Consider the following 21,162-nt stretch of genomic DNA (forward strand, 5'->3'; position numbering starts at 1 on the left):
AAGCATTTATGTTAAATGAAAATGAAATTAATACTTGAACAAAACCCTTCAAAAAAATCTAGATTACAAAAAATTTGTTGTTGATTCTAAACTTCAATACTTTAAACCACATGCAGGTAAAATTGAAAAAACATTTGCTGAAGAGATCTCTTTTAGCCTAAATAGAAAATCAAAATTCATCTCCCCGAAATTTTTTTATGATAAAAAAGGCTCTGATTTGTTTGAGACTATATGCACTCTTCCCGAGTACTATCCTACGCGAACTGAAATCCAAATCCTAAAGAACCTGCAGAATGATTTGCCTTCATTTATAGATGAATCTTTTAGACTAGTTGAACTTGGTAGCGGTGCGTCTGTTAAGACTAGGCTTATTCTTGATGTTTTTACAAAACTACAGTCTAACACTGAATATTTTCCCATAGATATTTCTGAAATTTTGACCGAAAGCTCTGAACAATTACTTCAAGATTACAACAGTCTTCACATTACAGGTATAATTGATACTTATGAAGGTGGGTTGGAATTTCTCAAAAATTATGATGACAAAAAAAATCTAATTCTATTTTTAGGTTCTAGCTTTGGAAATTTTTCTCCTGTTAACGGAAAAAACTTTTTGGAAAAAATAAACTCTACGATGAAATCTGGTGATCTATTTTTAATTGGATTAGATTTGGTAAAAGACTCAAAAATTTTAGAATCTGCCTATAATGATTCACAAGGAATTACTGCCAAATTCAATCTTAATGTGCTCTCTCGAATCAATGATGAACTTGATGCTGATTTTGATTTGAATAATTTTTCACACCATTCCATATACAATAAAGAAGATCAAAGAATTGAGATGTATTTGAAATCTCTTGTAAATCAGTCTGTAATAATTTCAAAATCTAACTTGTCATTAAATCTGGAAAAAAATGAATTGATTCACACCGAATACTCTCACAAATACACTCTGGACCAAATTAAAATTCTTCTTGAAAGTGTCGGATTTAAGATTGAACATGTTTGGTTAGATGACCAAACTCATTTTTCTCTAACTCTTGTATCAAAAAACTAAATATCTTCAGCACATCTAAACCCTGAAAACAACCAACGTTCATCTAGTCTGAAGAAATTCCTATAACTTCCTCGGATTGACATTTTTGGTGTTCCAAATGATCCTCCTCTCAAAACTTTTTGATTTGTAAACCATTTGTCATTATATTCATCAAAACCTGATTTGAATCCTGGATATCCTGTAAACTCTGATGAAGTCCACTCCCACACATCTCCAATCATTTGTTGACATCCTGAATGGCTTACTCCTTCAGGGTATGCTCCGATTTCTGAACAATTCCAATTATATGATTCTAATAAATTGCATTTCTCTGTCGTTGGACTTTCATTTCCCCACGGGAATGCTGTTTTTTCTTGTTTTTCTTCATTCCAACATGCGGCCTTTTCCCATTCTGCTTCTGTTGGAAGCCTTTTACCTGCCCATTTACAATATGCATCTGCTTCATAGAAACTAACATGACACACAGGTTCATTTGGATTGATTTCTCTAATTCCTAGAAAATCTCTGACATGCCACACGCCATTGATCTTTTCCCAATACATGGGGGCAATCCATTTGTTTGCTTTGACCTTTTCCCATCCATCTGATAACCAGTACTTGTATATCTCATATCCTCCATCTTCGATAAATTCTAAATATTGTTGATTTGTTATTGGGAAAATATCTATTTTGTAATCATTGAGGAAAACTTTGTGTTCTGGTAGTTCAATATCATAACAAAATTCTTTTCCATTATTTCCCATTGTGTATATTCCTCCTTTGATCTGAACTGATTTTTTTTCTATGTTGATTGGTTTTGGACACTGATTTTTCTTTACAGGCCTATACTGCTCTGCAAGCAAATGCTGTAAATCATAAACTAAGAGTTCTTGATGCTGACATTCATGATGAAATCCCATAACTAACAATTTGGTGGCATCTTCACTCAATATTTGAGATTTGATAAATTTCTCTACTCTCTGATTGATTGTGTTAAAATATTGAAAAATTTGGTCTGTTGTTGGTCTTGACACTACTCCGCGTAATCCTTTATCATGCGGCACTCCAAATTGCTGATAATAGGAATTTAGATATTCTGAAAATTCTTTAGAATAAAATTCATAATTTTTATCTATTTTACTCATTATTGCTTCATAAATCCAACTTACATGACCAATGTGCCATTTTGGGGGACTCATAAAAAATGCTGTCTGAACAACAAAATCATCTTTTTCTAAAGTCTTTACAAGTTCTAATGTCCTACTTCGAGTTTCTTTAAATTGTTCCAGCAATGAATTATCTGAATCTAATTCTGGATTTGAAGTCATAATTAAAAAATTCTTTTTTCTATTATTATGTTTGTTGGATGTGGTTCTCTAATATCCCCTTGCAAAAATTGGTATTGACTCACTTTGTTGTTGACAATAAATGCATTTTTTGTTATTATTTTCACTATCAAATGGAATGACCCTGATTTCAGCCCCTGTCTCTTCTTTAATTTTTTCTTCACATTCTAATTTACCACACCATGGTGAATTGAAGAATCCGCCTCTTTCAATTTTTGATTTAAAATCCGAATAATTGGACATTTCTAAAGTATTCTTTTTTGCTTCTTCTTTGGCTTTTTTTAGCATCTCTACTTGAATTTCATCTAATATTGTGGGTATTTTCTCAATTTCTGTAAAACTCAAATTAATTTTTTCAAGATTGTATCTTTTTGCAACTACTATGCTATTTTTTTCAATATCTTTGGGACCTATCTCTATTCTTAGTGGGACTCCTTTCATTTCCCAATCATTGAATTTGTAACCTGGCGATAACCCTTCTCGTTCATCTACATGTACTCTAAGATCTTTTGATTCTAATTCTTTTTTGATTTCTTCCACTTTTGGAAGAACTATGCCTTCTCCTTCATCATTTCTGTATATTGGTACAATGACTACTTGTATTGGAGCTACCTTTGGTGGTAACACTAATCCCGTATCATCTCCGTGAACCATTATCATTGCCCCAATTAATCTCCAAGACACTCCCCATGATGTTTGCCATGCAAAATGTTCTACATTGTTTTTATCTGCAAATTTTACTTCAAATGGTATTGAAAAATTTTGGCCAAGAAAATGAGATGTACCCATTTGCAATGCTTTTCCGTCTGGCATAATTGATTCCATAGTTGTTGTATACACTGCGCCGACAAACTTTTCTTTTTCACTTTTTTTTCCTGTCGTTACAGGAATTGCTAATTCTTCTTCAACCGTATCTTTGTAAATATCTAAAATCTTCATCACTTCTTTTTCTGCCTCTTCTTTTGTAGAATGCACTGTATGACCTTCTTGCCACAAAAATTCTGATGTTCTAAGGAATGGTTTTGTTGCTTTAATTTCTGCTCTCAGGGCTGTATTCCAAAAATTAATTTTTAATGGTAAGTCTCTCCAGCTTTGAATCCATTTTGAATATAGTGTATAAGCCAGTGTTTCAGATGTAGGTCTTAACGCAAGTCTATCCCCGACTACGTTGGTTCCTGAATGAGTAACCCAAAATACTTCTGGATTAAATCCTGCAAAATGTTTCTGCTCTTTTCCTAAAAGTGACTCTGGAATTAATATTGGCAAAAATCCGTTTCTAATACCATTTCTTGAAAATTTTTTATCAAATGTGCTTCTAAGTGACTCCCAAATGGAGTATCCATCTGGTCTGAGAACAATTAATCCTTTCACTGGAGCATAATCTGCAAGTTTAGCTTTGAGAACTACTTGTGTGTACCACTCACTAAAATCGCCTTTTTTTGAAACTGTGATGCCTACGTCTTCTTTAACCAAACTAGAATTGATTGAATTAATTTAACTAATGAGCCTTTCGTGATAACCTGAACTATTACAGTTTGTCGCCTTTACAAAGTACTTTTCCCATTACTCTGCTCTGGAAATTTGGACATACAAAACACTGTATGAAATGAATGTCTTCTTTAAGAACTGGACAATCGACAAATTCTTGTTTCATTTTTTTGAGCATTTTTGGACTAACTCCTTTTAGTTTTAGTTTCCCTTTCTCGTCCATCATTCCTGACGATTTTAGTTCTTCTTTGACTGGATCTGGGAGTTTTTGTCTGCCCTCTCTTTCTTGAATTACTACTTCGAACTTATGTTCTAATTCGTCAGCCATATCTAACACACTACCTTCGGTGATTTATTACTAGCGTTTTTTAGATCTAAAACCGGTTTAAACTTTAATATAATTAGCGATTTTTTTCCAAATCAGAAATCTATTGTTAGTAATTTTTGATGTTGAAGGTGTTTTGTATGATGAAGAATATCTCCCTATTCTTGCAGAAAAACTCAACAAACAAGATGAAATTTGGGAAATAACAAAACAAGGAATTCAAGGAAAAATTAACTGGGAGGAAGGATTGCGAACTAGAGTTGCTGCCCTTAAAGGGTTAGATGAAAAAATTTGCCAACAAGTCTCAGATGAATTGCCTATAATGACTGGTGCAAAAGAAGCATGTAAGGCATTAAAAGCTGCAGGATGGAAATTGATGGCTGTATCTGGTGGTTTTACTTTAATGATGCATAGATTGAAAAAAGAATTGGATCTTGACTATGTTTTCTCTAATGAATTGATATTCAAAGATGGAAAATTAGATGGTGTTAAAATTAATGTTGATTCTGATAAATCAAAATCTGCACGCATAAAAATTGAAGAATGGGGTGAGAAAAAAGAAGATATTGTTTGTGTTGTAGATGGTGCAAATGACGTTAAATTGTTTGATATTTGTGGTCTGGGAATTGCATATCGTGCTCAGGATATTGTAAAAGATTTGGCAACTACTACTTTGGAAGAAAAAGATCTTTCTAAAATTATAGATATTATTAACAAACACTACAAACTTGAATTAGAAGCTACAACACCTGCATAAACAATTTTTTAGTCCACTGCTTCAGATATTGTACTTGCAAATAATTCCAATACATGTTGAAAAAGAGATCACTCCTTCCGATGATCTTTCTGACATTGTCCTAAAATCTGAGAAGTTAATTGATGGTGACATTCTAGTTATTGCACAAAAAATCGTCTCTAAACAAGAAGGACGATTAGTAGATCTATCTACTGTAACACCTTCCTTGTTGGCAGAAGGTATTAGCTCACAATATCAAAAGAATCCCAAAATTACTGAATTGATTTTATCTGAATCAAAAAGAATTATCAGAATGAGTAATGGGATCTTGATAGTTGAAACTCATCATGGTTTCATTTGTGCAAATGCAGGAATTGATGAAAGTAATATTGAAGAAGGTTATGCTACTTTGTTGCCCCTTGACTCTGATGTCTCTGCGCAAAAAATCAGAAAGAAAATTTTAGAACACTCTGGCAAAAATGTTGCAGTAATAATTTCTGACACTTTTGGTAGACCATTTAGGATGGGTCAAACGAATCATGCAATTGGCATATCTGGTTTAAACCCAATTTTAGATTATGAGGGAACTAATGATTCTTTTAATAAAATTTTACGCGTTACTGCAATTGCAATTGCAGATGAACTTGCATCTACATCTGAGTTGGTAATGGGAAAATCACTAAAATGCCCATTTGCAATAATTCGTGGATATTCATTTGAATCTGGTGAACATGGGGTGGATGAATTAATTCGGCCTGAACATGAGGATCTTTTTAGATGATGTTTCTTGTAATTTTATTCTGAATTAAAATAGGACAAGCTACTATGCAGAGTTTAGACTTTGTAGAGTGCCCCTAGAGAGATGACAATGTTATCTCTCTAGGACATTACATTTTAACAGGTGCTTTGATTCCTAAAAGATCTAATGCTTTTTCTAAAACAATTTTGAAAGAATTTACTAGGCATAATCGAGAATTCTCTAGTTCAACATCACCCAAATCTAAAACCTTTGATTTTTCATAAAATGAATTAAACGCAACTGCCAAATCATGGCAATAGCGGGCAATGACTTTGGGTGAGAGGTTATTTGTTGCATCTCTAACTTGTAAATTAAAAAGTCCAATGTTTTTGATCAAATCTAATTCAGATTTCTCTTTCAGTAAAGAAAAATTTACATCAATGCTTGGGGAACGATCAGATTTTTCCAATATTCTAGACGCTCTTGCATGTGTATATTGAATATAGGGAGCAGTGTCACCTTCCAAGCTAAGAGATTTTGTTAAATCAAAAGTAATGATTTTATCCAAATCCTGTTTTATCATTTCATATCTTAAAGTTCCAACAGATACAGAGTCGGCTATCGAATCAATTTCAGAATCACTCATTTCAGGATGTCTTTTTTTAGTTTCATCTTTTGTTTTCTCTTTTAGAATATCATATACAGAATCAGCATTTACATACAATCCTTTACGTCCAGACATTTGAGCTTGTTTTCCATCAGTATCCAAACCAAGTGTTTTTGCAGTTTCTGAGCTTAGAGTTACCGATTCATAACCCAGGTGATTGTATGCATCTGGGACAGATTTGAATTTCCCCATCAAAGAAGTAATGATCTTTTGCAATCTAGCTTGTCTAGAATCAATAACAGTTACAACCTTTTCACCAGTAAAATTTTTTGAAATAGGGTTCGCATGATTCAAGGTGGTTTGCCATAAAATACGAGAATTTGGCTGTTCAGGGACATATTTTTCATAATTGAAGGGATCTTCAAGTAACCCTAGCTTCCAAGCAGCATATGGGATATCTTTGGCAATGTATGTTGCAGTTCCATTACTACGAACAATTACCTTATCTTCTTCCTTATCTTCGCCTCTAATAACCCAACAACCATTATTTTTTCCCTCATTTTCAAACTCAACAAGTTTCATTTCTTTTAGTTTTTCAAAGATTTTAGTCCACAAACCAGAACGAATGATTTGAGATTCAAAATTTAAGCAATCATAGGTTACTCCAAGATTCCAACAAGTTTCAAGTTGTCCTGCTAATACTCTTCTAGTAATTTTATCTGCAAATTTTGCGATTTCAGAATTTCCATCTTCAAGTTCTTTTAGAATATTTTTCCTAATCTCTTCAAGACTAGGATCAGCATCATATTTCTCAGTAGTCTTAACATAAACATCATCACCACAATAATGATCAAACTTCTTACCATTTGGCGGTTCTTGATCATATCCCAAGTGTTTGAATCCAACTATAATGTCAGCGACTTGTAGCCCAGAATCATCAATGTAGTTTAACACATTTACTTTGTAATTCGCTTTTTGTAAAATTCTAGAAATAGTATCCCCTATGATGATATTTCTAATGTGTCCAATGTGAAGCGCTTTGTTTGGATTTACACTGGTATGTTCTACCACTATTGTCGAACCATTACCAATGTCGACATCACCACATGTATCAAGATAAGATTCAGACAAAATCAATTGGCTTAGTTTGTCCCAGTTTGCATAGAAATTAAGATATCCTGATGGATGTGCTTCTGATTTTAAAACCAAAGTATTTGTACAATTTGAATATTTTTCAGATAGCATTTCAGCAATCTCTTTAGGACTTTTTTTGAGTTGTTTTGCAAGCAAATAAGAAATGTTAGAGCTAACATCACCAAATCCAGGTTTTGCCGGTTCAACAGAGAATTTTACATCAGTGATAGATAGATCAGATAATATTTTGTTTAGATTATTTTCAATTTCATCAAGTATTGATTTGAAAGTCATTATTACATCTCAGATAATCTAGGTGCTAATTTATCTAATGCTTCAAGAACACCATCACCTGCACCAGATGAGACTACCATACTTGCTTCAGATTTTACCTGATCGGATGCATTTCCCAATGCGATGCTAGTTTTTGCCACATTGAATAAAGGAATATCAGTTGCACTGTCGCCGATGGCAATCACATCTTCAGGCAAAATAGATAATTTTTCCATGATTTTTCTAAAGCCAGTTCCCTTGTTAATACCAGGTGAATTGATATGGTATGCATATTGACTATCAGATAATTCAACTGGAATATTTTTTTCAGAAAGTAGTTTTCGAGCAAGATCTAAATCAAAAGTTCTCTCTAAAACAACCTCAGTCATCCTAGGAAAAACTCGCTTTTCTTTTACACCATCAATATTGTTTTTAATTATATCAAAAGCGCTTTTGCATTCATCAATATTGCCCAACAAGATATGATCATCAGAATCTAATGTAATGCACCCACCATTTTCACCAACAGCAATTTTGGTGGTTCCACCAAAAACAGATAGTAGGAATCCTTCAACAGAGGACCGCCCTGTGACATAGATGACATTATGTCCCATGACGGTTAAACGTCGTAATGCATCAAGGGCATCCAAATGTATTCTACCACCACCATTTTCAGTGATAGTTCCATCAATATCGACTGCAAATGTTCTCTTTTTCATAAAAATTGTTTTGGGAACCGAATAATATTTGCTACTAACTGAAGTAATACGGTTTTATTTGAAAAGAATGTAGATAGAATTGAATAGTATTGGGAATTCCTGAAAAAATTAAAGCCATTCAAGATGAGATGGCAAAAACTCAGATCAATAAAGCGACTGAGCACCACATTGGATTACTAAAGGCAAAGATTGCAAAATTGAAAAGAGAGCAAGAATCAGAAGTTGCAAAAAAATCAGGAATGAAGCAAGATGGCTTTGATGTAAGACGTAGTGGGGATGCAACTGTTGTATTCATTGGATTGCCAAGTGTTGGAAAATCGACTTTGTTAAACAAAATGACAGGAGCAAAATCCACAGTAGGAGCTTTTCAATTCACAACGTTAACTGTAGTTCCAGGCATGATGGAATACAGGGGTGCAAAAATCCAAGTATTAGATCTGCCAGGAATTATCAAAGGAGCATCTACAGGTAAGGGCTTAGGAAAGAGGATCTTGTCAGTTGCCAGAACTGCAGACTTGGTCTTACTGATATTAGATGTCTTTCAACCATATCACGAAGATGTTTTAACAAACGAATTGGGAAATATTGGAATTCGATTAAACCAATTACCACCAAACATCACAATTGAAAAAGCATCAATGGGAGGAATTGCAATTGCACAGCAAGTAAAGTTAACAAAAATTACTGAAAAACACCTCAAAGACATCCTACATCTGTATGGATTAGTTAGTGCAAGAGTGGTAATTAGGGAAGATATCACATCAGAACAGTTGGCTGATCATATTGCAGGAAACATAAGTTATTCTAAAGCACTTACGGTATTAAACAAAATAGATTTGGTAGATGAAGCATTTCTAAAAGATTTGAAGAAGAAAATTAAATCAGACGTAATAGAAGTATCAGCAAATTCAGATACAAATATTGAATTACTCAAAGAGAAGATTTACGAGAAATTAAAATTCATCAGAATTTACATGAGACCAAAAGGAGGAGAAACAGATTTCAAAGAACCATTTATTGCAAGAGAAGGAGACACGGTGGAAGACATCTGTAATAAAATGCATCGAAGATTAAGAAGAGAATTCAGATACGGTTTGGTTTGGGGAAAAAGTGTAAAGTTTGGTGGACAAAGAGTAGGTTTGAATCATGTTTTACTTGATGAAGATGTACTTACGATCATCAAAAGACGCGGTGTTTAGTCAAAAGAAAACAAGAATTTAAAAAAAATAGATTTTAAGAAACATAAGAAAAATAAAATTAATGTATTGACGCGTAAAATACAACATAATTGATCTATTTTTTGGAAAAGATCTGATGAAGAGGCTAAAAATAGAATTAAAAAGAATGTATGAAAAGAGAGAATAAAAAATACGATCAAAAATAAAAAAAATCTAAAAAAACTACTTGATAAATAGTAATCAATTTGTGTAAATTTCTTTAGTTTAACCACTGAAAAACAATGAAAATGCGGAATTTGTAATGGTTACAAAAAGAAAAGCTGCTAGCAAAGCTAAGCGTACAGTTAAGAAAGCAGTAAAAAGAACTGCAACTAAAGCTAAGCGTACAGCAAAGAAAGCAGCTCCAAAGAGAAAGGCAGCTAGCAAAGCTAAGCGTACAGTTAAGAAAGCAGTAAAAAGAACTGCAACTAAAGCTAAGCGTACAGCAAAGAAAGCAGTAAAAAGAACTGCAACTAAAGCTAAGCGTACAGCAAAGAAAGCAGCTCCAAAGAGAAAGGCAGCAGCAAAAAAAGCAGCTCCAAAGAGAAAGGCAGCAGCAAAACGCAAAGCCGCTCCAAAGAGAAAGGCAGCAAAAAGACGATAATCTCGTCAATAAATTAACAATCGTCACAAAGACGACGAATTGTTTTCATTTTTCTAAATCTAAACAGTGAAAACTATGAATTTTGTATTTTAATAAAATGAAATAACCAAAAGGATTTTGAAAATCAATAATTTAAAAATAAAATATCAACTAATAGAAAAAAGAAATTTTCAAAAATTATTTAATGAAATTAAAAAGTAATCAGTAAAGATAACTCATTAGTTTGATTTGTTCTTCAGTAGTGATTATATTTTTGTTAGTTAAGATTTCTAACAAATCTTTGAAAATAGCTTTTTGTTCAGAAGACATTCCTCCAGAAGGACCTTTTTCTCCGGGTGGACCAGGTGGACCTCTCGGACCTGCAGGACCTACGGGGCCTTGTCCTCCAACAGGACCCTGTTCACCAATTGAACCAATAGGGCCAGTAGGACCACGTTCACCTTGAGGACCTTGAATTCCTTGAGGACCTTGTGGACCTTTTTCTCCGGGTGGACCAGTTGTTCCACGTTCACCTTGAGAACCTTGTGGACCTTGTGGACCTTTGTCACCAGGAGGACCTAATGGGCCTGTTTGCCCTTTTTCTCCAATAGGGCCTATGGAACCTTTGTCACCTTTTTCTCCTTGAGGACCTGGAACTCCTGTTAATCCTTTAGAACCAGCTGGTCCCTGTGGACCTTGTGGACCTTTTTCTCCAATAGGACCTTCAACTCCTTTGTTTCCTTTTTCGCCCATTGGACCAAGTGGACCTTTGTCACCTTTGTCACCAAGCGGACCTGTTGGACCTGTTAATCCTTTATCACCATGTGGGCCAGGTGGACCTAATGGGCCTTTGTCACCGGGCGGTCCTAATGGACCTTTGTCACCAATAGGACCAGGACCACCTTGAATTCCTTTTTCTCCTTGAACACCAGATAATCCAGTTGGACCTTTTTCTCCGGGCGGTCCTGTTGAACCTGTTAATCCTTTATCACCAGTTGGACCTTGTGGACCTTTGTCACCTTTTTCTCCAGGGACACCTCTTAATCCAGTTGCTCCTTTATCACCAACAGAACCAGTTGGACCTTTTTCTCCTTTGTCACCAAGCGGACCTTTTAGTCCTGTTGGACCTTTGTCACCAAGCGGACCTGTCGGACCTTTTTCTCCTTTGTCACCGGGCGGTCCTGTGATTCCTTTGTCACCCTTGTCACCTTTATCTCCAGTAATTCCTTTGTCACCAGTAATTCCTTTGTCACCAGAAATTCCTTTGTCACCTTGTGGACCTTTATCACCAGTTGCTCCCTTGTCGCCAGGAGAACCTTTTGGTCCTTCGGATCCTTTAATTCCAACAGGTCCTTGCGGTCCAGGAGGTCCTGGAGGTCCTTTGTCGCCAGGAGGTCCTGGAGGTCCTGTTGGTCCTTTGTCGCCAGGAGGTCCTGTTGGACCATCGTTTGCTTTTGTAATGCGTTTAGGTTTTTGATTATCAGAAATAATTTTTGTTTCAGGTTTTGTTTCAGGTTTTGTTTCAGGTTTTGTTTCAGGTTTTGATGTTGATCTAGTTAGAGGTACATCAAAAACACTATGCAATGATGAAAATAAATCAGTTACAACAATCCAAACTTTATCAAGATTTTCAATTGATTGTGGGAGAGGGTTTGATTGAGAACCGAGAGTTTCAGAAAATACTCCATCTCTTACTCGAAGATGAAAATTATCCTTCCATAAAGATGAGAATTGTTTTGTTTTAATTGCATTCTCAGAGGGCATACTATCAGTAATGGCAATTTGAGCTTCATAGACACCTGATTGCTTGAAAGGTGCCTGTCCTTGAATCTCTAATCGTGGCTGAGATGACACAATCGTTTGTGTATATTTCAAGTATTTCTGTATTTAGATCGCTTAAACCTAATCTAAATCGGGGTTCAGTAACACTAGGCTCAATTAAGCTTGGTATTTATCTAGATAAAATGAATAATTGAGCTGTGAAGAAACCATTTGGTAGAAAAACAAAAAAAGTCAAAGAGACAAAAAGTGACGAGATAATTCCCCAAGAACGAAGTTTAGTGGATATTGACTATAATCGTAAAAAATTATTTAAAAAAGGCGTCAATTTGATGGCAGATGAAAAGCTGGAAGAGGCCATCGAGATTTTTGAGCAAGCATTAAGAATTGATCCAGACAATGTTGAAACTTTAATGAAATTAGGATATGCAAGATTTCATCTAGATGAACATGCAGAAGCGCTAAAAGTATATGACAAAATTTTAGAAATTGATGTCACAAATCCAGAAGCTTGGAATCTAAAAGGATTGGTTCATTATGAGCAAAAAAATTATTCCAAAGCATTAGATGCAGCTCAAAAAGCAATTGAGACAGATCCCACATATGGAATGGCATGGTACAATCAAGCGTGTTACTTATCACTACTAAATCAAGTTCCAGAAGCATTGGAAGCATTGAAACGTTCTATTGAAATAGATGTTAAAAATGCCAGAAAGTCAATTAGAGATAAAGATTTCATGAATGTGAGAGTTGAAGAAGGTTTCAAGAGAATTGAAGAGGTCGTAGTTTTAGAATCAATTAGACAAGGATACCACACATTAGGAGCTATTGTTTGGACAACATTTCTAGATAAAATTGATGCTGAAACAGCTTTGAGAAAATTATTAGAGAAAGGATTAATCGTACAAAATGAAAAACGTGACGGTCTAAGTAAAATTCCAATATATGATCTTGCAGACAATATTGCAGAGAAACTTGGAAAAGAAAAGAAAGGATTGTTTGGAATTACCAAAAAAACATTACCAAAACCAGTTAAGAATTTGAAAGAACTCAGTCAAGCAATTCAATCAGTTAAAGAAGCAATTGAAGAAGAGGATATTGATAAAACAATTGAAATTTTCGATGTCTTCATAGACCCAAAGAAATCAGGCGAACAAATGATAGAGAATTTCTTTGACGAACACAGAGAAATAAGATTATGGAAAATCAGATTAAAAGATAGAGGGGTAGATTATCTAATTGACAATAAAGAGAAAATGATTGTTTTGTTTGACAATATTGAAGGAACTGTGACAAAAAAACTCAGAAATGAGATTTCTTAATTATTCAGCAGAAAGATCCCAGTAACTAGCATCTTCTTGTTTTTCAGTAGGTTTTTCAAGTTTTTTCCATTCTTTAAAAGAACGAACGTATAATTTTGCATTAGATAATCCTGCGGATTTTAATGCATAGTATGCTAACCCAGAAAGAGTTCCAACACTACCACAATAGGTAATGATTTCAGCATTGCCAGTAATGCCACGATTTTCTAGTAATCTCTTCATATCTTCTTTTGAGCGTAAAATTTTATCATTTGAAGCCAAAGTACGATAGGGCAAGCTGATAGCTCCAGGAATGTGTTGTTCAAGGTAATTTAGCCTCTCCCTATTATCGATTAGAATTACATCATCTCTAGTTTGTGCAGTTTCCAAATAGTCAGATGTTGCCAAGATATTTGGCTGAAGGTTCATAGAATGCTCCTTCGTTTGAATTTCAGGAACAAAAGAATCATTTTCTAAACCGAGAGATTTCCAATGACTGTAAGTGGTTTCAAGTAATGTTACATCATTATGTCCTAGATATTCCAGAGTCCAAGCAACTCTTGAAGCCAAAGCACCAAAAGTATCATCATAAACAACCACAGATGTTTCATCATCAATTCCCAATGAGTTTACAAGTTTCAAAACTCTCTCGGGACTATCATCAGATAATAGATTGGCGAGAGGTAAGTTTACGGCAGTTGGTATATGGTCCTGTTTGTAATCACCTTCTCTTCGGACATCAATGACTCTAACACTTTTGTCTCTAATTTCTGAACGCAAAGAGTCTACATCAGTTGTAATATTGCCAGAACCGGTCAAGCAGCACATTCACCCTTTCCAGTTTTTGTGTGATAACTAGTATCACTTCCATAATCCAGATAAAAATCAGGATCATCTTCAATCGTTGGAGGAATGGTCAACGGTTCCAATATTTTTTTAATATCAGCAATTGATTTTATTTTAGAATCTTCATTACCGTTTACAACTCTGTGAACCCAAGATTTCAAAGTGTCATCAGATTTTTTATTTTCTTTAAAAATTTCAATTATTTTAAGAATTACGGGAATTACTCTTTTTGCAGGAACTCTAAGTACTGTTTGCCCCAACATAGTATCACCATCAGAGCGCCCTCCTATAGACATCTGATAGTTAGCATACATATTTTTTCCAACACGTCCACCACCTCCAAAGAATCCAATAGTTGCAATTCCATGTTGTCCACATGAATTAGGACATCCACTTATCTTAATTGAAGAATCGCTAAGATCATCATCTTCATCAAATTTTAACTCAAGGAATTTTCGTTGGATTTCTTTTGCTAGCCTATGAGAATTGGTTAATGCCAGATTACAGGAAGTGGTTCCAGAACAGCCAATAGGAGCAGTCATGGTTAATGCACCTGATTTTGCCAATCCAGCCTCAATCAGTTTAGAATACAAACGAGGTAAATCATCCTCATGCACATATCTTAGAGCAATGTTTTGATTAAAGCCAGATCGAGCCTTGCCTTCTGAGGAGAAATTGCGAATGATGTCAGCCAATGCATAGAGTTGACTAGCAGTAATATCACCTGCCTCAAGAGTAAGAAATACAGAGCGGTAATCTGATTGAGATTGCTTCACTGTATTTGTTTTGAGCCATCGAGCATATCCATCAGGGGTTGTATCATTTCCACTTTCATCAGAAATTCGAATTGGTCGTTTAATTTCATTTGGACTATGATCAACATCTAGCTGAGTAATTACTGATTGAGTGGCGCGAACAACAGCTCTTTCCATTAAAACAAGGTTTTGGAATTTCTCCCAGCCCATATCATTTACAAGATAGCGCATTCTATTTCTTGCAAGATTTTTTCTATCTCCCAACCTATCAAAAATTCTCAGTACAGCAATTGAAGTATAAAGCAAATCTTCTTCAGGAGTAAAATCTTCTAGTTGATGACCAACATAAGATTTGTTTCCTAAACCACCGCCAAGAAAAATTTTGAATCCTTTTTGAAGAGAACCATCTATTTCTCGAATTTGTGGAATTAATCCAACATCCACAATTCTAACCATTCCATGTTTTTCACAACAAGTAAAATTGAATTTGAATTTTCTAGGGAGATTTTGTGCCATAGGATTTCTCAAAAAGAATCTTGCAGTTGCTAGTGCATATGGTGTTGAGTCAAATTCCTCATCAGGGCAAACACCAGATAATGGACTACACATTACATTTCTAACAGAATTTCCACATGCCTCTCTTGAAGTCAATCCAACTTCTGCAAGACCCCTAAATATTTCAGATACATCTTCAAGGATTACCCAATGAAGTTGAATGTTTTCTCTTGTGGAAAAGTGTGCACTACCTATAGAATATTGCTCACTTAATTGCGAGATTTTTTCAATTTGTTCAGGATAAACTTCTCCAGCAGGAAGTTTGATTCTAACCATTGCATAATCACTAGTCATTCTAGTTCCATATGCACCATGTTGAAGTCTAAATCGTCTAAAACTATCTTCATCATATTTTCCCTGACGGAACAATTTCACAGTTTTAGCAAAATTGTCTGCCTCCTCAATTCTAGCCCAATTAATTTTAGGCTTTACAGAATCAGGAGGAGATTGTTTAAGATCAGATATGGTCAATACAAAGAAAATTCTTTTAGTTTGGATATAAATTTTTGATATTTGGAGTTTTTAGGAGAAATGTTTTCCTTCAAGTACAAAATCTTCCTATTTTATTCAGAAAAGAATCATTAGTAATACCTAATTTTTTTAGAAAAAATGTGGCAAAGTATTAATTGTTCACAAAATCCATGATTTTCATGCAAGAAGCAACTGTTGCTGAACAATCAGATAAAATTTTTACAGATGTACGTGAAGTTGAAATTACACGTGCAATCGCAAATGAATTTCACGAAGTATTAATTGACAGAGCTGAGTCAGACGTAATTATTATCGGTGCAGGTCCTGCAGGATTAACAGCAAGTAGGGAATTATCCAACATGGGTTACAAAGTTCTAGTTATTGAACAAAACAACTACCTCGGAGGGGGTTATTGGTTAGGAGGATATATGATGAATCCAGTTACAGTTAGAGAACCAGCTCAAAAAATTTGGGATGAATTAGGGGTTCCATACAAAAAAGTTCAAGAAGGATTGTATTTGACACCAGGCCCACATGCAGTTTCAAAATTAATTGCTGCAGCATGTGATGCGGGAGTAAAATTCCTTCAACTTACAAAGTTTGACGATTTAGTTTTAAAGAACGGAAGAGTTGCAGGCATTGTTGTTAACTGGATGCCAGTCTCAGCATTGCCACGAAACATTACATGTGTTGATCCAGTTGCATTTGAAGCAAAAGTAATCATTGATGCATCAGGTCACGATTCGGTTGCAGTAAAAAGACTCGTAGATAGAGGCCTAGCCAAATGGAAAGGAATGGAGCCAATGTATGTAAATGACGGAGAAGAACATGTTGTTCACAAGACAGGCGAAGTTTATCCAGGATTAATTGCAGCAGGCATGTCAGTAACAGAAACACATGGACTTGCTAGAATGGGTCCGACATTTGGTTCTATGTTATACTCTGGAAAAAGAGCAGCTGAAATCGCAGCAGCAAAAATTAAAGAATTAGAAAGATAGATCATCAAAAAAATCTCACGATATTAATCGCATGAATTAATTCATCACAGATTTTATCAAATCAATAATATCCTCTAATAAAACATCATCTGGACGCATAAAGAAAGTTCCAAGAGTTGCAATAACAATTAAAGAAACAGCACCTATCATTCTAATCACAAGATCTTTTTTATTGTGTTTTTTCTGTTCTTTTGACAACCCCTCAAGAATTGTTTTTGAGATTTTTTTTGTTAAATCCTCCCTATCACCAAAATATTCGTTTGATTTACGCGAATTGATAATTATATTACTTACAAATGGAAAATTCTTTGCATTACATTCTTCACAATCAATATTGTTTTTGGTAATTTTAAATAAAATCCCAATGAAAAATACAGAGAAAACTGCAACAATACTAAGAAATGGAATCAAATCTCCTTGAACAAACAGATAACCATAAACTAAAACAAAAAAACCCAACGGGGGCAAAATGAAAATAAAATTTTGTTTTGCTCGAGAGGTTTTAAAACTCCTTTTCTTATGAGTGTGTAATTTTAATGACCCACAATTAGAACAATGTCTTAATGGACAGACTTGAGTAACATCACTATATTCTGTTTTGCATAACGGACATCTTATCATCTCTATAGGGACATATTGTTTATTTATTGATAAAAATGTAAACTTACTCATGATTGGAGTAGAGAATGTTGAACGAGTGGATAAAACAGGCAAGAGTATTAAAAATCGAATAAAATTTATCTAATATTTTACCAAATTTTACGCTTAAAAACCATATAATAATTTAGAAAATTATTCGTTAGAAAGATAAGCAATTAGAACTAACATCATTTAGTGAAAATATCTAAAATCGTTCTATATGATGAGCCTACAGTTCCAGAAATACAATTAGAGAAAATAAGGGAATTCATCTCAAATGCATTAAACATAGAAGTAGAGGTGAAAGGAAACTTTTTTGAATCAATAGATCACGACATGTGCAAAAAAATTGCAACCACAAGAATTTTTGATTTAAAAAATCCATTTAAAGTGCATACGCCGTCAACAGAGGAGATTCAAATCGAGACCCAAAACAAAGACATGTCTAACAGAAAAGAAATGACATTGTATGATGGATTTGAACTACAAAACATTATCTCAAAACATATTCCATCTATTGAAAACACATTGCACATAATTCTTACAAACAAACTTACAGCAACTTTTGATCAAAATGATTTCAGATATCATGCAAGATCTCTAATTAGTTCAAATCCAACAATAATTTCAACAGCAGGAATTATAGAAGCCCCAGCTAAACCAAAACAATACTATCTAGATTTAATGACAAATTTTTCTGAAAACAGAGTTGAAGAAGTAATGAAAAAGTACAAGGGGGAATTTTTAGAATATCATGATCCAAGACTGTATGAAATTCTAGAAGGATATGTTTTACAGGCCATTCTATACTATAAAACAGGGGAGGCATTTTGCGATAAAAAAGAATGTAGATTATTTAATGCACATTGGCAAAAGGATTTGTTTTATTCTCAAATTGAAAATAAAAAAATATGTAAACATCATCAAGAAATTATAAACGACTTTAACAATTAACTCATACAGAGTTTATCTGATCACGTATTCTTTGAGAAGATTTTTTCAGTAAGACGATTTCAGAATTATCAAGATTTACAGTAAGGATTTTAGAAATACCAGAATGATTGATCAGTACAGGCACACCCATAGCAACATCAACTTCTCCGTATTCACCTTCTAAAACCACAGAAACAGGAACAGAAACCTCTTGATCATTAACTATTGAATTAATTACATCAAAAGTATTTTTAGCGATTCCAAATTGAGATCTACTCTTGTAATGTCTTAGATTTTTCCAATAATTTCTAACACTTGTAGTAATGGCAGATTTTTCTTTCTCATCAATTAAAGACAAAAGAGGTTTACCATCCACTTTAGTCCTAGAGAAGATAGGAACCATTGAATCACCATGTTCGCCTAACACCAATGCATCACCGATTGAAGACTGAGGTACAGAAAACTTTTCAGAGACCAGATAGCGAAATCTGTTAGTATCTAGACTGGACGCAATTCCAAACACTTTGAATCTTGAAAAATTAATTTCTTTTTGAAAGAAATAAGTCAATATGTCAAGAGGGTTTGAAACCACTAAAACAATAGCATCTGGACAATATTGTCGGACTTTTTGTGCAATTTCTTTGATCATGTCTATTTGGGGCTTCATGTTTTCAGTTCTGTCTTTCAAATACACACCCATACTAGCAGTTATGACAACAATAGCAGATCCAGTTATTTTTGAATAATCGGATGTTCCATGAATAGAAAAATGGGAAGTGTTTGGAATAGCATTAGAAACATCCAAAGATTCACCAATTGCTTTATCCTCAGTACGATTTACAAGTAGGACATCATCTAATGCATGGGAAACACAAAGAAATGCAATTGAAGTGCCAACTCGGCCACTACCAATTATTGAAATCAATCAAATCACATTCTATTTATTTAACAATTAGAACGGGACATCTAGTTTTTTGAGAAACACCATTTGCAACACTACCTAAAAGTAATTTATCAAAACCAGTTCGGCCATGAGAACCAATTACTATCAGATCATGTTTTCTAGATTTTGCATAATTAACTATATCATTAACAACGGATTTGGATGTAATAATCTGTGTTTTAATTGAAATATTATTTTTTTCTGCTAAAGATTCTAATTTTTCAATGTATTTTTTTGAAACTTTTTTTTGCTTTTTAATTAATTCAGCATCGGCTCTTGCATCATAGTATTTGTGATGCCATGCATCGCCTTCAAGACAGGTAAGTAAGGTAATGTCAGAATCACGACATTTAGCAATGTCCAATGCAACTTTGAAAGCCCTAGTTGACTGAGTTGAAAGATCAAATGGCACAAGAATATTTTTGAACAATTTCAATACTCCTTTTTACGAATACTATCTCTTTGTCTTTTATCATCATGTTTTGGCAACTCACGCTCTAATTTTCTAGATAGATCATCAGCAATTTTCAAAATATCCCATCCAGATTCTGTATAAATAAGTCTATCACCAGAGGTTTTTACAGTAGCCGTAACTTCATAATGAGTTCTAGAACCTTCAGTGTTTTGGGATTCTACTGCAATTTTTGCTTCAATAATATGAGGTAATACTTGTTGAACTTTCTCTAAAGCACTACCAAATTTTGAGGATAATACTTCATTAGCAGGTTCATCTTTTGCTAGACCAATTACAAATAAAGGTACTTTTTCTGCCATAATCAATCTAAACAAACTAGAACTAAATAGCTTTCTAATAATTATCAAATTTGATTTTCAGCGACGGTTTCATTGAAAGATATTTATCAAATTATTAGATATGATGTTCATGGATGTAAGAGATTTAAAATTATCAGAATTAATTTCAAAACCAATCACAGTAAGTCCCAACACAACACTCATGAAGGCAAGGGAATCAATATTGAAACACAAAGTCAAAAGAGTCATAGTTACAGACAAGAATTATCCAATCGGGGTAATTACTGAAAAAGACCTAGCAAAAAAAATTTATGATTTAGGAGATAAGCCAATAAAATCCGTTAAAGCAAAAGAGTTCAAACCAAAAAAAATGTTTACATTAACTAAAGAAAATACAGTTAAAGAATGCGCACAATTGATGAAAAAGCACAGAATCAGCCTAGTAATAATTCTAAACAAAGATAAAAAACTTGAAGGAATAGTGACAGAAACAAATCTGGTTACTGCATTTCTTACAAAAGGTTCAGACTTAATCAAAATTTCAAAAATAATGGAGCCTGATGTGATAACTGCAGCTCCAAGTGATCCAATATTACATGTAGAAAGCTTGTTGTTAAAATACGGAATTTCTAGAATCATTATCAAAAGAAATCAAAAACCAGTAGGCGTTATCACATTCAGAGATTTTGTCCCTGCAAAAATTCCACAATGGATTGCAGAATCAGCAGATCCTAAAGAAGTTCAAGAATACAAGTTCAAAAAAGGGTTAGAAGAGATGCATTCAAATCAAATGAGTTATCTTTTCCCATTTCATGCAACAGACATTATGGCAACAAACCCAATTACTGTAGAGGCAGATGAAGATGTCAAAAATGCAGTTACAAAAATGATCAAATATAATATCAGCGGTCTTCCGGTTGTAAAAAATGGAAGGTTGGTTGGAATAATTACAAAATCAGACATAGTAAGTACATTAGCAAACTAAT

The 21,162-nt window shown here is 34.1% G+C and carries 21 protein-coding genes; 9 read left to right on the forward strand and 12 right to left on the reverse strand.

Features of this window, described 5'->3' with window-relative positions; translation table 11 throughout:
• Positions 1-34 precede the first annotated feature (34 nt).
• Positions 35-1,057, forward strand: coding sequence for an L-histidine N(alpha)-methyltransferase (gene egtD / locus NSED_RS03420; protein WP_014964851.1), 1,023 nt, complete (start codon positions 35-37; stop codon positions 1,055-1,057).
• On the opposite strand, the gene egtB is transcribed toward egtD, so the two are convergent.
• From egtB to NSED_RS03435, 3 genes are read right to left on the reverse strand one after another with little or no spacing between them, the layout of a single operon-like run.
• The gene (egtB, locus tag NSED_RS03425) at positions 1,054-2,364 is read right to left on the reverse strand and encodes an ergothioneine biosynthesis protein EgtB (RefSeq protein WP_014964852.1); all 1,311 of its coding nucleotides are present in this window, start codon (positions 2,362-2,364) and stop codon (positions 1,054-1,056) included. The two genes, egtD and egtB, sit on opposite strands and share 4 nt — an antisense overlap.
• A 48-nt stretch (positions 2,365-2,412) precedes the next feature.
• The gene (gene proS, locus NSED_RS03430) at positions 2,413-3,855 is read right to left on the reverse strand and encodes a proline--tRNA ligase (RefSeq protein ID WP_014964853.1); all 1,443 of its coding nucleotides are present in this window, start codon (positions 3,853-3,855) and stop codon (positions 2,413-2,415) included.
• 55 nt (positions 3,856-3,910) lie between these two features.
• On the reverse strand, positions 3,911-4,198 hold the full coding sequence (locus NSED_RS03435; protein WP_014964854.1) for a hypothetical protein: 288 nt from the start codon (positions 4,196-4,198) through the stop codon (positions 3,911-3,913).
• Between the two features lie 103 nt (positions 4,199-4,301).
• Here NSED_RS03435 and serB point away from each other — a divergent pair, with 103 nt between their 5' ends.
• Both serB and cofE read left to right on the forward strand, forming a co-directional pair.
• Entirely contained in the window at positions 4,302-4,952 is a 651-nt protein-coding gene (serB, locus tag NSED_RS03440; RefSeq protein ID WP_014964855.1) for a phosphoserine phosphatase SerB, read from the forward strand.
• A 34-nt stretch (positions 4,953-4,986) separates the two neighbouring features.
• Entirely contained in the window at positions 4,987-5,712 is a 726-nt protein-coding gene (cofE, locus tag NSED_RS03445) for a coenzyme F420-0:L-glutamate ligase (protein ID WP_014964856.1), read from the forward strand.
• Positions 5,713-5,818: 106 nt separating this feature from the next.
• On the opposite strand, the gene NSED_RS03450 is transcribed toward cofE, so the two are convergent.
• Together NSED_RS03450 and NSED_RS03455 are read right to left on the reverse strand one after the other, a co-directional pair.
• Complete coding sequence (locus NSED_RS03450; protein WP_014964857.1) at positions 5,819-7,705, reverse strand: arginine--tRNA ligase; 1,887 nt, start codon at positions 7,703-7,705, stop codon at positions 5,819-5,821.
• 2 nt (positions 7,706-7,707) lie between these two features.
• Positions 7,708-8,403 (reverse strand): phosphoglycolate phosphatase, encoded by a 696-nt coding sequence (locus tag NSED_RS03455; protein WP_014964858.1) that lies wholly within the window; start codon positions 8,401-8,403, stop codon positions 7,708-7,710.
• A gap of 89 nt (positions 8,404-8,492) precedes the next feature.
• Between NSED_RS03455 and NSED_RS03460 the strand changes: the two genes are divergently transcribed.
• Together NSED_RS03460 and NSED_RS03465 are read left to right on the forward strand one after the other, a co-directional pair.
• Complete coding sequence (locus NSED_RS03460; RefSeq protein ID WP_014964859.1) at positions 8,493-9,602, forward strand: OBG GTPase family GTP-binding protein; 1,110 nt, start codon at positions 8,493-8,495, stop codon at positions 9,600-9,602.
• A gap of 280 nt (positions 9,603-9,882) precedes the next feature.
• Positions 9,883-10,224: a hypothetical protein gene (locus NSED_RS03465; protein ID WP_014964860.1), complete on the forward strand. Its 342-nt coding sequence runs from the start codon at positions 9,883-9,885 to the stop codon at positions 10,222-10,224.
• Positions 10,225-10,425: 201 nt separating this feature from the next.
• Here the strand turns inward: NSED_RS03465 and NSED_RS10925 are convergent, their stop codons facing one another.
• Positions 10,426-12,057: a collagen-like domain-containing protein gene (locus NSED_RS10925; RefSeq protein WP_014964861.1), complete on the reverse strand. Its 1,632-nt coding sequence runs from the start codon at positions 12,055-12,057 to the stop codon at positions 10,426-10,428.
• Between the two features lie 125 nt (positions 12,058-12,182).
• Between NSED_RS10925 and NSED_RS03475 the strand changes: the two genes are divergently transcribed.
• A complete protein-coding gene (locus NSED_RS03475; protein WP_014964862.1) occupies positions 12,183-13,304 on the forward strand; it encodes a tetratricopeptide repeat protein in 1,122 nt (373 codons plus the stop codon).
• Here the strand turns inward: NSED_RS03475 and NSED_RS03480 are convergent, their stop codons facing one another.
• Together NSED_RS03480 and NSED_RS03485 are read right to left on the reverse strand one after the other, a co-directional pair.
• On the reverse strand, positions 13,305-14,102 hold the full coding sequence (locus tag NSED_RS03480) for a sulfurtransferase (protein WP_014964863.1): 798 nt from the start codon (positions 14,100-14,102) through the stop codon (positions 13,305-13,307).
• Complete coding sequence (locus NSED_RS03485; RefSeq protein WP_014964864.1) at positions 14,099-15,910, reverse strand: nitrite/sulfite reductase; 1,812 nt, start codon at positions 15,908-15,910, stop codon at positions 14,099-14,101. Before NSED_RS03485 ends, NSED_RS03480 begins: the two co-directional genes overlap by 4 nt.
• A gap of 179 nt (positions 15,911-16,089) precedes the next feature.
• Between NSED_RS03485 and NSED_RS03490 the strand changes: the two genes are divergently transcribed.
• Entirely contained in the window at positions 16,090-16,908 is an 819-nt protein-coding gene (locus NSED_RS03490; protein ID WP_026089892.1) for a sulfide-dependent adenosine diphosphate thiazole synthase, read from the forward strand.
• Positions 16,909-16,944: 36 nt separating this feature from the next.
• Here the strand turns inward: NSED_RS03490 and NSED_RS03495 are convergent, their stop codons facing one another.
• Complete coding sequence (locus NSED_RS03495; protein ID WP_016939803.1) at positions 16,945-17,367, reverse strand: hypothetical protein; 423 nt, start codon at positions 17,365-17,367, stop codon at positions 16,945-16,947.
• A 375-nt stretch (positions 17,368-17,742) separates the two neighbouring features.
• On the opposite strand from NSED_RS03495, the gene NSED_RS03500 reads away from it, so the two are divergent.
• Complete coding sequence (locus tag NSED_RS03500) at positions 17,743-18,501, forward strand: DUF6775 family putative metallopeptidase (protein WP_014964867.1); 759 nt, start codon at positions 17,743-17,745, stop codon at positions 18,499-18,501.
• 1 nt (position 18,502) lies between these two features.
• On the opposite strand, the gene NSED_RS03505 is transcribed toward NSED_RS03500, so the two are convergent.
• From NSED_RS03505 to NSED_RS03515, 3 genes are read right to left on the reverse strand one after another with little or no spacing between them, the layout of a single operon-like run.
• Complete coding sequence (locus NSED_RS03505; RefSeq protein WP_014964868.1) at positions 18,503-19,405, reverse strand: malate dehydrogenase; 903 nt, start codon at positions 19,403-19,405, stop codon at positions 18,503-18,505.
• Positions 19,406-19,421: 16 nt separating this feature from the next.
• Positions 19,422-19,859, reverse strand: coding sequence for a universal stress protein (locus NSED_RS03510; protein ID WP_014964869.1), 438 nt, complete (start codon positions 19,857-19,859; stop codon positions 19,422-19,424).
• Complete coding sequence (locus tag NSED_RS03515) at positions 19,856-20,197, reverse strand: HPF/RaiA family ribosome-associated protein (protein WP_026089894.1); 342 nt, start codon at positions 20,195-20,197, stop codon at positions 19,856-19,858. The genes NSED_RS03510 and NSED_RS03515 overlap by 4 nt, the downstream gene beginning before the upstream one ends.
• Positions 20,198-20,306: 109 nt before the next feature.
• Between NSED_RS03515 and NSED_RS03520 the strand changes: the two genes are divergently transcribed.
• Positions 20,307-21,161, forward strand: coding sequence for a CBS domain-containing protein (locus tag NSED_RS03520; protein WP_014964871.1), 855 nt, complete (start codon positions 20,307-20,309; stop codon positions 21,159-21,161).
• The last annotated feature ends 1 nt before the right edge of the window (position 21,162 follow it).

Origin of the sequence: Candidatus Nitrosopumilus sediminis (assembly GCF_000299395.1) — an archaeon.
GTDB lineage: Archaea > Thermoproteota > Nitrososphaeria > Nitrososphaerales > Nitrosopumilaceae > Nitrosopumilus > Nitrosopumilus sediminis.

What these genes read in the sequence shown, in the direction of transcription:
- NSED_RS03490 (WP_026089892.1), top strand. Translation starts at nt 16,090, where the DNA reads ATGCAAGAAGCAACTGTTGCTGAACAATCAGATAAAATTTTTACAGAT.
- NSED_RS03450 (WP_014964857.1), bottom strand. Translation starts at nt 7,705, where the DNA reads ATGACTTTCAAATCAATACTTGATGAAATTGAAAATAATCTAAACAAA.
- NSED_RS03515 (WP_026089894.1), bottom strand. Translation starts at nt 20,197, where the DNA reads ATGGCAGAAAAAGTACCTTTATTTGTAATTGGTCTAGCAAAAGATGAA.
- NSED_RS03435 (WP_014964854.1), bottom strand. Translation starts at nt 4,198, where the DNA reads ATGGCTGACGAATTAGAACATAAGTTCGAAGTAGTAATTCAAGAAAGA.
- NSED_RS03465 (WP_014964860.1), top strand. Translation starts at nt 9,883, where the DNA reads ATGGTTACAAAAAGAAAAGCTGCTAGCAAAGCTAAGCGTACAGTTAAG.
- egtB (WP_014964852.1), bottom strand. Translation starts at nt 2,364, where the DNA reads ATGACTTCAAATCCAGAATTAGATTCAGATAATTCATTGCTGGAACAA.
- NSED_RS03520 (WP_014964871.1), top strand. Translation starts at nt 20,307, where the DNA reads ATGGATGTAAGAGATTTAAAATTATCAGAATTAATTTCAAAACCAATC.
- NSED_RS03455 (WP_014964858.1), bottom strand. Translation starts at nt 8,403, where the DNA reads ATGAAAAAGAGAACATTTGCAGTCGATATTGATGGAACTATCACTGAA.